The sequence below is a fragment of the Flavobacterium flavigenum genome (assembly GCF_027111255.2).
In the GTDB taxonomy this organism is placed as follows: Bacteria; Bacteroidota; Bacteroidia; order Flavobacteriales; family Flavobacteriaceae; genus Flavobacterium; species Flavobacterium flavigenum.
In genome coordinates this window covers 5,397,484-5,411,985 of the sequence record NZ_CP114285.2, presented here as the reverse complement: position 1 = coordinate 5,411,985, position 14,502 = coordinate 5,397,484, and the positions used below count along the sequence as shown (strand labels likewise).

Sequence of the window (14,502 nt, the reverse complement as noted above, 5' to 3'; positions counted from 1 at the left end):
TTTTTTTATAGTTTTAAGTTTTTTAAGAATCATAAATATAAATGTTTATGTTCAAAAAAATACATAAAAAAACCATCAGCTACATGATGGTTAAGTTTTATGCACTATAAAATAAGGCTTTACATAATCGTAGCCCTGTGCTCCTGTCTGTATTCTGATGCGCTTTTACCCGTATATTGCTTAAACGACTTACTGAAATGACTGAAGTTATTAAATCCGCTTTCATAACAAACTTCATTTATACTGATCGGTTTCTCTGCCAAAAGTTTCGAAGCATGAACCAAACGGTATTCATTTACGAATTCGGTAAAGGTTTTATTGGATATTTTTTTGAAATAACGACAGAAAGACGGTGTTGTCATACTTACCAGTTTCGAAATCTCATCTACAGAAATAGGCTCCTGAAAATGATCTTTTACATAACTAAAAACTACATTCATCCTGTCATTGTCTGGTACCTGCATTTCCATCAGGAATCCGTCTGCGTTTAGAATAGTATATTCTTCAGAAGAGGCAAGATCTTTCAAAATACTCAAAAGAGTCAGGAAACGCTCAAATGGAGATTTGTTTTCCATCAGTTCCATCCTGATCCCGATTAACTTTTTTGTTTCTCCCCCAAATGCAATTCCGGCTTTAGCCTGCTCGAGCAGTTTTTGAATCTTTTTCATTTCAGGAATGCCAAAAAATTCATTTCCTAAAAAATCCGGTTTGAAATGAATCACGGTTTCATCTTTGTTACCCGTTTGTTCGTTTGTAAATCCACAATGTGGCAAGTTTGAACCTATTAGAATCAGGGAACCATTGGTATAATAAGAAATATGACTTCCTATCTGCCTCTTCCCTGCACCGCCGTTCACAAAGACAATTTCAATTTCGGGATGGTAATGCAGTAGGTGCGATTTACTATTTGTCTTATGCGCATGTTTAGTATAGGTAAAAGAACTTCCGTAGGAGTTTGATATTATCTCAAGAGCTGGGGCAATTGGTTTCATGTATCAAAGATTAAATAATAAAAACAAAATTAACAAAAATACCTAAAATAATTCAAATTTTAACCTACAACGCTTTCGTAAATAAGAATATTGCATTGAAATCTCCAGACCTTATTAAGCAGAATATTTTACACGTAAAGTATTTCAGCATCAAATAATTAGAGTATTAATTAAAAAACTAAAATACAAAAAAAGATTTTAAAATACCTTGACCTTTATATAGCAAAAGAAAATGAAAAACTAAATTAGTTTTCAGTGAGAAACAATTGAATAAATAATGACACAATAATAATTGAAGATTTAATTTTTTTTGAAAACAAAAGTCAAAAATAAATAAGCCCATATAATCGAACATTTTATCAGTTTTCAATTGAATATTGGTAATACGCGCAGAAAGATTTTATTCTCAAATTATCCTCATTTTCTACTTTTTCAATAGTTTTCCTTAATAAAACACTCTTAAAACGGTATCTAATTTCATTTTTTGAAATAAAAGAAGAGACGGAAATTATCACAACCTTATTTTTTTCTTACAAAATTTGCGATATACCAATAATTAAACCTATTTATATTTCATATTCGCAGTTAATCAAAAAAAATTAAAAAATAATAGCCATATTAGCCAAAATACCAAGAATAATTCAAATTTTAACATATAACGGTTTCGTAAATGAGAATATAGCATATATATCAGAAAATACAGTTGTGCATTTTGCTACACTGTTGAAGTAATTTAGCAGTATAGAAATCAGAACAATAATTTAAAATTATATATCATGAAAAAGATAGTTAAATTAAGTGTAGTAGCAGCATTACTTTTCGCAGGAACAAGTACTTATGCAATTGATGGTAAAGATTACGTTCTTCATGTAATTAAAGAAAACGGTAAAGAAATTACTTTTGGATTGAACAACACTACAAAAGCATACTTATCAATTTATGATGCAAGTGGGAATTTGATCTATTCTGAAAAAGCTTCCGGAAAACACGGGATCTTAAGAACATTCAGCTTTGAAGAATTTCCGGAAGGAACTTATTTCTTAGAAATACAAGATAATGTAAAAACAACAAAACACGAAATTACGATTACTAATAATACTACAGTATTATCAGCAAAAGCAGTTTCTTCAGTTTATAAAGCAGGATTTTCTGCAGAAAATACAAGCGTAGCAGTACGCTAGAAAAGTTTATACTTTCACAGTATAAAAATGAGGTTAGATAGTTAGTAAAGTTTAAAACTTAACGGTTTTTGAAACAGCTCTTGGTGGTTCTTGAGCTGTTTTTTTTTATTCTAATAAATAATAAGAACATCTAATAGCAATTATTTCTACTCCTGTAATTACTTTTTATAATTTGTTAAATAAATATCAAATTAACATTATAGATATAAATAATTCAAATTTTAACCTATAACGGTTTCGTAAATGAGAATACAGCACACATATCAGAAAATACAGTTGTGCACTTAATTACATTGTTGAAGTAATTTAGCAGTATAAAATCAGAACAATAATTAAAAAACATAAATCATGAAAAACATCTTAAAATTAAGCTTAGTAGTAGCGGTACTTTTCTCAGGAATAAGTAGTTATGCAATTGATGGAAATGATTACATCCTTCATGTTATCAAAGAAAATGGTAATGAAATCACCTTTGGATTAAACAGGGTAACTGAAGCAAAATTAGTAATCTATGACCAGGACGGAACTGTACTTTATTCTGAAAATGCTTCAGGTAAAGATGGAATCTTAAAAAGAATAACTTTTGAAGGTTTTCCAGAAGGAACTTATATCTTAAAAATAGAAGATAGTGTAAAAACAACAAAACATGAAATCATTGTTTCTTATAATAAAGTAGCTTTATCATCAAAAGCGATTTCAACAGTTTATAAAGACAACTCTTCTGTTAAAAATACAAGCGTAGCAGTACGCTAAAAAAGTTTATACTTTTCATAGAGTATAAAAATGAGGTTAGATAGTTAGTAAAGTTTAAAACTTAACGGTTTTTAAAACAGCTCTTGGTGGTTCTTGAGCTGTTTTTTTTATTTTTTTTAAGTGATAATTTAAAGAACCCGACTGATTTCTGCATCTGTAACCTATTCCTAAATTTTATTAAATAATCATCAAATTAACATTAACGTAATAAATAATTTATATTTTAACCTATAACGGTTTCGTAAATGAGAATACAGCATATATATCAGAAAACACAGTAATACATTTAATTGATTTGTTGAAGTAATTTAGCAGTATCAAATTAGAACAATAATTAAAAAAAATAAGGCCATGAAAAAGACATTAAAATTAAGTGTAATCGCAGCAGTACTTTTTTCAGGAATCAGTACATATGCAATTGACGGAAGTGAAGGTGGAACTCTTCACGTGATTAAAGGAAATGGTAATAAAGTTACTTTTGGATTAAATAATATCACAAAAGCAAACTTATCTATTTATGACGATGAAGGAAATCTTATCTATTCTGAAAGAGCTACAGGTAAAGAAGGTATATTAAAAACTTTCAGCTTCGAGGAATTCCCTTCAGGAACCTATTTTCTAAAAGTTGAAGACAATGTAAAAACGACAACACACGAAATTATCATTAAAGGCAATATTGCCGTTTTATCACCAAAACCGGTTTCATCAGTTTACAAAACAGGATCTGCTAAAAGCGATGTAGCAGCTAAATAATTAAACTTAACAGTTTTAAAAAAAACAGCTCCGGACGGGCTGTTTTTTTTGTTACTATTTTCCAAATAAACCTATTCCCATCCTTTCCTAATTTATGAAGAAAATTACGATACATCAATAAGGCAATTGCTGCATCAAAGATATTTTAAACATGATCAAAACATTAAAAAATAGCAACCAAATTAACATTAACAGCAATAATAATTCAAATTTTAACCTATAACGGTTTCGTAAATGAGAATATAGCACATATATAAGAAAATACAGTTGTGTATTTTACTGATCTGTTAAAGTAATTTAGCAGTATAAAATTTGAACAAACAATTTAAAAAATATAATCATGAAAAATATCTTAAAATTAACTTTAGTAGCAGCCTTACTTTTTGTGGGTATCAATACTTATGCAATTGGCTGTAATGATGATTTTGCCCTTTATGTAATTAAAGGAAATGGTAAAGAAGTGACTTTTGGATTAAACAACGTTACAAAAGCCAATTTATCTATTTATGACCAGGACGGCAACCTGATTTATTCTGAAAAAGCTACAGGTAAAAACGGAATCTTAAAAACTTTCAGCTTTGAAGAATTTCCTGAAGGGACTTATTTTTTAGAAGTTGAAGATGGTGTAAAAACAATAAAACATGAAATTACGATTAAAGATAATGCAACTGTATTATCAGCAAAAGCACTTTCAACAGTTTACAAAGAGAAATCTTCTGATAAAAATACAAGCGTAGCAATACGATAAAAAGTTTATGCTTTCATATAAGTATAAAAATGAGGTTAGATAGTTAGTAAAGTTTAAAACTTAACGGTTTTTAAAACAGCTCTTGGTGGTTCTCGAGCTGTTTTTTTTTATTTTAAGATTTTACTTTCGAAACCAAAAAAGTCAGGACAATTTAACAAAATAATACCTATAACACCTAAAGCACTAAATGTTAAAAGATTAGAGAAAATCTAAAAAAACAAAACCAAAAGCTCAATTTATTCATAAGTACAACAATAAAAAACAGAAATACTTTTAAATCAACAACTTAGTGTTAATAAAAAACACATAAAAAATTTTGATATAAAAGAAGTATTTGTAGTTTTGTCAATACCACGAAAAAGAAAATTAAGATTAAAAATTAAAAAAAAGATGAAACAAATTTTAAGACTGAGCTTCGTTGTAGCTGTATTTTTAACAACATTAAGTACGTATGCAGGTAATGAAAAAGGAGATTATATCTTGTATATAAAAACCGGAAATGGAAAAGTAGTTAGCTTTACATTAAACGCTGCCGAAAAATCAAATTTTTCCATCCGTGACGAAAAACAAAATTTACTTTACACGGGAGAATTTTCTGCCAACGAATTAGAAGTTTCAAAAACCTTAAGCCTTGAAACGTATCCTGCCGGAACTTATTATTTAAAAGTTTTAGAAAATAACAGAGTGGTGAATCATAAAATTACGGTTTCTGCAAAAAAATCAAAAGCAATTGCGTTAGACCAATCAGTAAACGAAAGTCCTGCCTTTCGTCGTTAATTTTATTTTGCCCTGTAGAAAACAGCCCATCCCCAAGGGCTGTTTTTTTTATTCTATTTTCTAAAACAAGATCCAATTTTTACCAGTTTACAAAAAAGATCAGTCTCTGATGTAATCGCTACTTTTCGGGATTCTTTATAAAAAGAAGAATGTGCAAAAGCATAAACATAATCCGCAAGTTCTACAGCTGTGAAGTTTTGCCTGAATTCCGGACGTAGCTCAGTATTATTAGCAAAGCAAACATTTCCGGCTTCTTTTTCACTTAAAAACAACAAGTCTACATGATCTGAAAACAACTTTACTATTTTGTTATTTAGCATAATCGATTCAACCGATCCCTCAGAAAGATCCTGAAGCGTAAAATAAATATTTGGTTTATCCAAAATTTTGGAAACTGTAGTTTCTAAATCAGTATCATCAGAAGACTGGGGTACATCCTCCCCTGCTAGCAAATTATTTATTTTTTTAGAATACTCCCGGATAGTCATAACGATGTCGTTTGAATATAAAATTATGCTATTAATTTTCATGAAACATTTTTCTCGATTAAAAATATCTGAAAACTTTTAGGGAATAGCTCAAAATCGCTAAATTTTCTAAAAAAAAACACTCAAAAAATAACTTATACTATTGATTTATTGATTTAGATATATTTGCGAAACAAAAACTCAAAACCATTCTGTTAATCCGATGCTTATGCAAAAACGACTTGTTATTTTAGTAACAGGGACTATTCTTTCATTCAGTGCCGCTGACCAAAATGAAAAAGTCTTTATTACTGATAAAGTAAGCAACACTTATGCTTATGTTGATGTAATGAAAACCTATGAAAGAATTGCTGCAAAAGGCTACAAGTCTGTAGATTTATTTCAAAAGTTAGGAGATTCCTCTTATTCGCATTTTAAACTGGAAAATGCTGCCGAATGGTATGGTAAACTTTTTTCTCTTACTTTAGACTTAGCTCCTGAATATTATTACCGTTATGCTGAATCTTTACGGTTTATTTGTGAAAATGCAAAAACTGATGCTGTTATTGAAAAGTTGAAGACAAAAGTTACTGTAAAAAAGAGAGTTTAATATTTTTTTAAGTCTTTATGTGCTAACGCGAGCGTCACGCTCGCGACTAGCTGGAATTCTTGATTTTAATTCCAATGCTGCTGAAAATCATTGCTAGAATTACCAAGTTTTTCTGATAATTTTATACCTTTAAATTTCTCTTTTTTCTCTAAGACTTTTAGAAGCTTTATTGTTTGATTCCAAATTCTATATAGTTCGATCAACTTAACATTTAAAGCTATTGCATTATCTGGTGTAAAATGAACGGTTTTATTTCTCAAGGAAAATAAATTTATAATCTCATTCAATTGAATTTTATTTTTTTTGAGTTCATCTTTAAATAGATAAATTATTCTTTCCATAATTTTAGCTATAGAAATTCTATTATAACTAATAGAATCTATTTCTTCGATATGTAATAAAAAAAGCAAATGACGATTAATAACAGTTTCTATAAAAAAACCAAAATTATTTAAATGTCCCAATATTTCTATTGAACCTATTTTATGTTCTTTATTAAACTTAACATGTTCTTCTAGAAGGCGTTTCTCTGTAACATATCCGGCATGTAAAAATTTGTTCATTAAGTCTCCTGAAATATTAAGATTTCCAGATTGAAGTAGTTCAACTGGATTCGTTGGCAATTTTGCTTTTTTAAAATTCATCTTATCTTTTTCAGAGACGTCTATTTTCATTATTTCTTCAAGATAAATTAATCCTTTTAATTCATCTCGCATTGCATTTTGTAAACTAGTGAATGAACAATGCAGAAAGTAATCAGCTGCTCTTTCTAATCTAGAATAAGTTTCAATATCATGTTTATTACTCATCTTTTATTCTTAGTGTTAATATGATTATTTTGTAAAATAATTTCTAATAAACCTGATATTCAAGATTTACTATGCTGCTTAAGGTTATTTGAAATCCTTTTTCACTTTTATCTGTTGGCTCCAAATATGCTAACATATCTTATATATTTCGCTGTAATTATAACCAGTTAATATGTAATCTTTTTCAAGCTTAGCTGCATAAATAATGTTGCCAACTTTCAAAATCGTAAATTCTGTTATAACTTCCATTTATATTTTTTTAGTTATGATTCACCTAAAACTTCCCTAAATTTATTTTTTATTTCAAACTGAATTGGCTCTATTAATTCTCGAACTTTTTCATATGCACTTCCATCCGAAATATAGACTTTAGTGTTATAAAACCTCCCTTCTCTACCTAGATACTCTTTTTTAAAATGTTGGTTAGAAATTTCTAATGAAGAAGCCAAATATTTTTCTAATAATTCTTCAATTTCATCATTGAAATAAATTTTGTTGAAACTATAATACTCATGAAATTTATTATGAGCGTCATGATAATCACAAGATTGTTTATGATTAATTTCTTCAGCCGTTTCATCATTAAGACTACTTTTTAATGGAGCTACATAAAGTCTTAACTTAATCAAAACATCAGTCAAATACTTATAAGTTTCTGCCATCACTTCAAATCTCTTTTCATGAAGTTTAGTAAACTTAAAGCTCTCTTTTGATTTTAAATAATTAAGTTCCGATTGGAATTGAGAAAGTTCTTTTGAATGTTCTTTTTTTATTTCTTCAAGTTGTTTATTAAAAGTATTTTGAACACTTCCTTTTACTCTTTCATTCAACCAAAGTGTAATTAAAATTGGAACTAGACCAGAAACAAATAGTATTAGAATATCCATCCGTTTTTTTAATTTAAATATAGTATTTTTCTTTAAATGATTAATAACATAAATTTTCTCTTTACAAAACAAAAAACCTCCCAAATATCTTTGAGAGGTTTTTCCTTAAAATCTACAAAAAAAAATAAAATTTTACATATTCCTTCTATACTGCCCACCAACCTCAAACAACGTCGAAGTAATCTGACCTAACGAACAAACCTTTGTAGCTTCCATTAAATAATCGAATAAGTTTTCGTTTTTAATGGCTGCTTCCTGTAACTGGCTTAAATGCTCATTTACTTTTGCTTCGTGGAAATTATGCAGGTTATCCAGCATCGTAATCTGGTATTGTTTTTCTTCTTCTGTGGCACGAATTACCTCAGCCGGAATTACCGTTGGCGAACCTTTAGAACTCAGGAACGTATTTACACCCACAATTGGGAAATCTCCGTTGTGTTTTAAGGTCTCGTAATACAAACTTTCCTCCTGAATTTTAGATCTTTGGTACATCGTTTCCATTGCGCCAAGGACTCCGCCTCTTTCTGTAATTCGGTCGAATTCCTGTAAAACGGCTTCTTCCACCAAATCGGTTAATTCTTCGATGATGAAGGAACCCTGAATTGGATTTTCGTTTTTCGCCAAACCTAATTCTTTATTAATAATCAACTGAATTGCCATAGCTCTACGAACCGATTCTTCTGTTGGTGTTGTAATTGCTTCGTCGTAAGCGTTGGTGTGCAATGAATTACAGTTATCATAAATCGCATACAAGGCTTGTAAAGTGGTTCTGATATCGTTGAAATCAATTTCCTGTGCGTGTAAAGAACGTCCTGAAGTCTGAATATGATATTTCAGCATTTGCGCTCTTTCGTTGGCTCCGTATTTCAATTTCATGGCTTTTGCCCAAATTTTACGCGCCACGCGACCAATTACTGAATATTCCGGATCTACTCCGTTTGAGAAGAAGAACGATAAATTTGGTCCAAAATCGTTGATGTTCATGCCACGGCTCAAATAATATTCCACGTAAGTGAAACCATTTGAAAGCGTAAATGCCAATTGTGTAATCGGGTTCGCTCCCGCCTCGGCAATATGATATCCCGAAATCGAAACCGAATAGAAATTACGAACATTTTTGGTAATAAAATATTCCTGAACGTCGCCCATTAATCGAAGCGCAAATTCTGTTGAAAAAATACAAGTATTTTGCGCCTGATCTTCTTTTAAAATATCGGCCTGAACCGTTCCACGAACCTGAGCTAACGTTTTTACTTTTATTTCGTTATAAACGTCCAAAGGTAAAACCTGATCTCCTGTAACACCCAAAAGCATTAATCCCAAACCATTGTTTCCTGCTGGAAGTTCACCTTGGTATTTCGGCCTTTCGATTCCTTTGGCTGCATATAGTTTGTTGATTTTTGCTTCAACTTCTTTTTCTAAGCCATTTTCTTTAATGTAAATCTCACATTGCTGATCGATTGCAGCATTCATAAAGAAACCTAAAAGCATTGGCGCAGGCCCGTTGATCGTCATACTTACCGAAGTCAACGCATGAACCAAACCGAAACCTGAATATAGCTTTTTAGCATCGTCTAAACAGCAGATTGAAACTCCGGCATTTCCAATTTTTCCGTAAATATCCGGACGTAAATCGGGATCGTTTCCGTATAAAGTTACACTGTCAAAAGCCGTTGAAAGACGTTTTGCCGGCATTCCCGCACTTACATAATGAAAACGCTTGTTGGTTCTTTCTGGTCCGCCCTCGCCCGCAAACATTCTTGACGGATCTTCGCCTTCACGTTTAAACGGATATAATCCAGAAGCAAACGGAAATTCACCAGGGACATTTTCCTGTAAATTCCAACGCAAAATATCGCCCCAAGCTTCGTACTTTGGCAAAGCAATTTTCGGGATTTGTAAATGCGATAAACTTTCAGAATGTGTTGCAATCTTGATTTCTTTATCGCGAACTTTAAACGAATAAACCGGATTTTTATATTTCGCTACTTTATCAGCCCAATTGACAATAATTTCCCAATTATACGGATCTAAGTCCATTTTTACTTTATCAAATTGATTTAGTAAAAGGTTTAAAAAGATTCTGTTTTCGTCGTGTTCTGCGATTCCGCTTGGCAAAACAGTTGAATCATCGATTCCTGCTTTTGTAATCTGCGGAATTTTTCCAGAAACAGATTCTATGGTTTTAAAGATTCCGTATAATTTCTGCGCTACTTTTTGTTGCGAAATTGCAGTCTCATCATAATTTCTATTAGTCTCAGCAATTTCAGATAAATAACGTGTTCTTCCCGGCGGAATTACAAATATCTTTTCGCTCATTTCTTTAGTGATTTCAAAAGTCGATTTCAAGTCAGAATTCGTTTTTTGTGCCACTTTATCCATGATCGCTTTGTACAGCGTGTTCATTCCCGGATCGTTAAACTGCGAAGCAATCGTTCCGAAAACCGGCATTTCGTCCGGATTTTTATCCCAAAGACTATGGTTTCTTTGATATTGTTTTTTAACATCGCGTAAAGCGTCAAGAGCGCCTCTTTTATCAAATTTATTTAAAGCCACTAAATCAGCAAAATCAAGCATGTCGATTTTCTCCAATTGTGTTGCTGCACCAAATTCCGGTGTCATTACATAAAGAGAAACGTCAGAATGATCCATAATCTCGGTATCCGACTGACCAATTCCTGAAGTTTCCAAAATAATCAAATCGTATTTAGCTGCTTTTAGAACCTGAATCGCTTCGGCTACATATTTCGACAAAGCCAAATTCGACTGACGTGTCGCCAGCGAACGCATATATACGCGAGGATTATTTATCGCATTCATTCGGATTCTGTCTCCTAACAAAGCTCCTCCGGTTTTTCTTTTCGAAGGATCTACAGAAATTAATCCGATTGTTTTTTCCGGGAAATCAATTAAGAAACGGCGAACCAATTCGTCAACCAAAGAAGATTTTCCCGCTCCTCCCGTTCCTGTAATTCCCAAAACCGGAATTTTAGAAGTTGTATTACTTTCGTGAATTTGATCAAAAACGGGTTTTGCAATTTCAGGGAAATTCTCTGCAGCTGAAATTAAACGTGCAATTGCAGTTGGCATTTTGCTTTCAATATGATCGATTTCTCCGTTTAATTTATCTCCAATCGGAAAATCAGCTCTTTCAACCAAATCATTAATCATCCCCTGTAATCCTAAAGAACGACCGTCATCCGGAGAATAAATTCTGGTAATACCATATTCATGCAATTCTTCGATTTCGCCTGGCAGAATAACGCCGCCTCCACCTCCGAAGATTTTGATGTGTCCTGCTCCTTTTTCGCGAAGCAGATTATACATATATTTAAAGTACTCGTTGTGTCCGCCTTGATAAGATGTCATGGCGATTGCATTCGCATCTTCCTGGATTGCTGTGTTTACCACTTCTTCAACACTGCGGTCATGCCCTAAATGGATTACTTCAACACCAGTTGACTGAATAATACGGCGCATAATATTGATGGCTGCATCATGACCGTCAAAAAGCGAAGCGGCTGTTACAATTCTTACTTTATTTTTAGGAATATATGTTTTTTGTTGTTCCATTTTGCGAATATGATAATTTTATAGTGCAATTTACAAAATATTTCATCAATTCAACGAAATGATAGTTTTATGTTAACAAAAAACAATTACTTTTCAGGCATACAAAATCCCCATCATCCAAAATACATTTTAAACAACAAATAAAACATTGATTTTAAGACAATTAATTCATTAGTAAGCTAAATTAGGTTTTTGGCTTATTTGTTTAAGATTAAAAACTCTTTTTGATTTTTGATAAAAATTCATGTGTTACTCCCAAATAAGAAGACAAATTTTTATTGTTTATTTTTTGGGTCTTTTGAGGATATTTCTTTACAAACTCAATATAACGTTGTTTTGAGGTTTTATTTAAAACATCAACCAATCTTTCCTGTATGGCGATATTTGCCCTTTCAACCATTAAAATATGAAATTGAATCAATTTTGGAACCTCTTTAAATAAAAGCATTTTATTGGATTTATTAATTACTAATATCTCACTATCTTCAATCGCTTTTATGTTATATTTAGTCAATTTATGATAATAAAAACTTTCCAGGTCACATATCCATTCGTTTTCAAATGAAAAGAAAATGACAGTTTCTGTTCCGTTTTCATTCAAAATATAAGTCTTAAGTGCCCCGCTCAGAATAAAACCTTCGTAAGAATTATTAGAGTCCTGGATTTGCAAAAACTCATTTTTTTTTAATTTAATAAATTCTGTTTTATCCAATATTAATTTCCACTCTTCGTCTGTAAGAGTAATTTTTCTTTCGATATTCTGTCTTAGTTCTTCGTACATACTTTTAATTATTTCTTAATTAAAATTTCTAAAATTCTAAAATTTGGGAGTGAATTTAAATAATGTAATCGATTACGCAAAAATATAAAAATTATATTATACTCAGAATAATTATACAAAAAAAATCAAATATTCAAATTAATTACAAAATAATTGAACAAGTTCAATATTTGTGTAGGATTTAATCAACATCTTTGCATTACTATAAAATGTAGTAATAACCAAACAAAAAACCATTATGAATTTTAAAACCAAATTTGCGATTTCGCTATTTGCGATTACCTTGAGTTTTGCAGCCTGTAACACAGATGATGATCAAAATGCTGACAACGCTGTCCTAAGTACCCAGGAGACAGTTTCTGCTTCAACTTCAAAAGTTGGGGTTTGCTCTGAAGTACCGGGATGGGCTTCTCAAAACGGAAGCACAACCGGCGGAGGCACATCTGCAGAGACAACTGTAACCAATTATGCACAATTGAAATCGGCTATTGAAAACAGTTCTGTAAAAGTGATCAAAGTTTCCGGTACCATCACTGTTTCTGCCCGATTATCATTACAAGACCAGACTGGTAAAACTATTTACGGTACCAGCGGTGCAAAACTGGTATCAACAAACCAAACTAAAGATGGCTCAGGAATAATCAATATTAAGAGATGTAAAAACCTGATTATCAGAAACCTAATTTTTGAAGGTCCGGGTGCTTATGATACTGATGGCTGGGATAATGCAATTCTTGACAACTGTCAGAATGTATGGGTTGATCATTGTGAATTCAGAGACGGTGTTGACGGAAACTTTGATATTAAAAACCAATCTGATTACATAACGGTTTCATATTCAAAATTCACCTACCTTAAAGCTCCAAAAGCAGGTGGTCCAGGTGGTTCAGATGACCACAGATATTCTAACTTAATTGGTTCAAGCGATGGGGCAACTGCAGATCGCGGCAAATTAAGAATCACATTTGCACGCTGCTGGTGGGCTAGCGGATGTAAAGAAAGAATGCCTAGAGTTCGATTTGGAAAAGTACATATCGTGAACAGTTATTTCAACAGTTCTGTTAGCAATAAATGTATTGCCGCAGGTTTTGAAGCCAATATAAAAGTTGAAGACAATGTGTTTGAAAATGTAAAAAACCCAATTGACCTAATGACTGGTTTTACTGCTGTAAGTGTAACGTCCGGAAATGTTTTCACTAATACAACTGGTAATAAAACAGGACAAAACACCGCTTTTACACCTCCTTATACCATTGTGAAAATTGCTGCGTCTGCTGTTAAATCTGATGTTTCTGCCAATGCGGGAGCTACATTTTCAGGTAACATTTGCGGTTCATTCTAAGTGAGTATAAAAAAATTGTTTTATAAAAGCTATCCACACTGGGTAGCTTTTTTGTTATCGCTATTTGTAAATAATGCTTAATTACGCAACAAATAAATTAACCATGCAGAAAAATAAAATATAACCAGTACTTTTATCTTTATAATTTCACATATCCTATTCATGAATTTACGATTCCTTTTTCTATTAATTTTTCTAAGTCAGAGTATTCCATTTTTCTCGCAGACTTTAAATAATCAAGAAACTACATCCATAAATAATGAAAATCAAAGTAACGCAATACAAAACACGTACATTAAAATACTTTGGACAGACAACAACAATACTATTCAGTTGAATGAGAATTATATTAAAACATTAACCAATCAACAACGTGCAGCCTTGGGCTATATTGTGACTTTTATTGGTAGTGAGTGCTATTGGGATGGAAATAAAAAAAATGATGAAAGTAATTTAAAATGTAGACTTCTTACTGCTCTTAATCTTGGTTATCAATGTTCTGAGACGCACATATCTTTTTTGAAAGAATGGTTTAAAGAAGATAAAAAAGTCCTTGAAGATATACAGGATTGCGAAAAAAAAGAATCTTCAGCAAAAATTAGAGACCAGCTTATTGAATTAAAAATGGCCACCAATCAAAATACCATTAAAATTATTTATAAAGCAATTGGTATAGATATGATACATTCTAAAAACTGGAAATGGGCTGAAGAATCAACTTATTCATTTACAAAAAATGAAATCAAACAAACTCACAGAGAAAATATCTACGGTAGTTTCCAGTAGTTTTACATAAACAGTAACTTGTTTTTACTGAAATAATTCACGT

Annotated in this window: 14 protein-coding genes; 8 read left to right on the top strand and 6 right to left on the bottom strand. The window is 31.5% G+C overall.

Going from position 1 to position 14,502, the window contains the following annotated elements:
- Positions 1 to 119: 119 nt before the first annotated feature.
- The gene (locus OZP09_RS22510; protein WP_269235839.1) at positions 120 to 992 is read right to left on the bottom strand and encodes an AraC family transcriptional regulator; all 873 of its coding nucleotides are present in this window, start codon (positions 990 to 992) and stop codon (positions 120 to 122) included.
- 776 nt (positions 993 to 1,768) lie between these two features.
- Between OZP09_RS22510 and OZP09_RS22505 the strand changes: the two genes are divergently transcribed.
- The 5 genes from OZP09_RS22505 (at position 1,769) to OZP09_RS22485 (ending at position 5,204) form a co-directional block, all read left to right on the top strand.
- Positions 1,769 to 2,173, top strand: coding sequence for a T9SS type A sorting domain-containing protein (locus OZP09_RS22505; RefSeq protein ID WP_269235838.1), 405 nt, complete (start codon positions 1,769 to 1,771; stop codon positions 2,171 to 2,173).
- A 348-nt stretch (positions 2,174 to 2,521) separates the two neighbouring features.
- Entirely contained in the window at positions 2,522 to 2,926 is a 405-nt protein-coding gene (locus OZP09_RS22500) for a T9SS type A sorting domain-containing protein (RefSeq protein WP_269235837.1), read from the top strand.
- A gap of 351 nt (positions 2,927 to 3,277) precedes the next feature.
- On the top strand, positions 3,278 to 3,679 hold the full coding sequence (locus OZP09_RS22495) for a T9SS type A sorting domain-containing protein (RefSeq protein ID WP_269235836.1): 402 nt from the start codon (positions 3,278 to 3,280) through the stop codon (positions 3,677 to 3,679).
- Between the two features lie 340 nt (positions 3,680 to 4,019).
- Complete coding sequence (locus OZP09_RS22490) at positions 4,020 to 4,427, top strand: T9SS type A sorting domain-containing protein (protein WP_269235835.1); 408 nt, start codon at positions 4,020 to 4,022, stop codon at positions 4,425 to 4,427.
- 390 nt (positions 4,428 to 4,817) lie between these two features.
- Positions 4,818 to 5,204, top strand: coding sequence for a secretion protein (locus OZP09_RS22485; RefSeq protein ID WP_269235834.1), 387 nt, complete (start codon positions 4,818 to 4,820; stop codon positions 5,202 to 5,204).
- Positions 5,205 to 5,257: 53 nt separating this feature from the next.
- On the opposite strand, the gene OZP09_RS22480 is transcribed toward OZP09_RS22485, so the two are convergent.
- Positions 5,258 to 5,734, bottom strand: coding sequence for a hypothetical protein (locus tag OZP09_RS22480; RefSeq protein ID WP_269235833.1), 477 nt, complete (start codon positions 5,732 to 5,734; stop codon positions 5,258 to 5,260).
- Between the two features lie 166 nt (positions 5,735 to 5,900).
- Between OZP09_RS22480 and OZP09_RS22475 the strand changes: the two genes are divergently transcribed.
- Positions 5,901 to 6,281: a flagellar motor protein MotB gene (locus OZP09_RS22475; RefSeq protein ID WP_269235832.1), complete on the top strand. Its 381-nt coding sequence runs from the start codon at positions 5,901 to 5,903 to the stop codon at positions 6,279 to 6,281.
- A 65-nt stretch (positions 6,282 to 6,346) separates the two neighbouring features.
- On the opposite strand, the gene OZP09_RS22470 is transcribed toward OZP09_RS22475, so the two are convergent.
- The 4 genes from OZP09_RS22470 to OZP09_RS22455 form a co-directional block, all read right to left on the bottom strand.
- Entirely contained in the window at positions 6,347 to 7,090 is a 744-nt protein-coding gene (locus OZP09_RS22470) for a hypothetical protein (RefSeq protein ID WP_269235831.1), read from the bottom strand.
- A 263-nt stretch (positions 7,091 to 7,353) separates the two neighbouring features.
- On the bottom strand, positions 7,354 to 7,977 hold the full coding sequence (locus tag OZP09_RS22465) for a hypothetical protein (protein ID WP_281310033.1): 624 nt from the start codon (positions 7,975 to 7,977) through the stop codon (positions 7,354 to 7,356).
- A gap of 132 nt (positions 7,978 to 8,109) precedes the next feature.
- Positions 8,110 to 11,550: a methylmalonyl-CoA mutase family protein gene (locus OZP09_RS22460; RefSeq protein WP_269235829.1), complete on the bottom strand. Its 3,441-nt coding sequence runs from the start codon at positions 11,548 to 11,550 to the stop codon at positions 8,110 to 8,112.
- Positions 11,551 to 11,761: 211 nt separating this feature from the next.
- Positions 11,762 to 12,331: a Crp/Fnr family transcriptional regulator gene (locus OZP09_RS22455; RefSeq protein ID WP_269235828.1), complete on the bottom strand. Its 570-nt coding sequence runs from the start codon at positions 12,329 to 12,331 to the stop codon at positions 11,762 to 11,764.
- Positions 12,332 to 12,569: 238 nt separating this feature from the next.
- Here OZP09_RS22455 and OZP09_RS22450 point away from each other — a divergent pair, with 238 nt between their 5' ends.
- Positions 12,570 to 13,673, top strand: coding sequence for a pectate lyase family protein (locus OZP09_RS22450; protein WP_269235827.1), 1,104 nt, complete (start codon positions 12,570 to 12,572; stop codon positions 13,671 to 13,673).
- A 162-nt stretch (positions 13,674 to 13,835) separates the two neighbouring features.
- Positions 13,836 to 14,459, top strand: coding sequence for a hypothetical protein (locus OZP09_RS22445; RefSeq protein ID WP_281310032.1), 624 nt, complete (start codon positions 13,836 to 13,838; stop codon positions 14,457 to 14,459).
- Positions 14,460 to 14,502 lie beyond the last annotated feature (43 nt).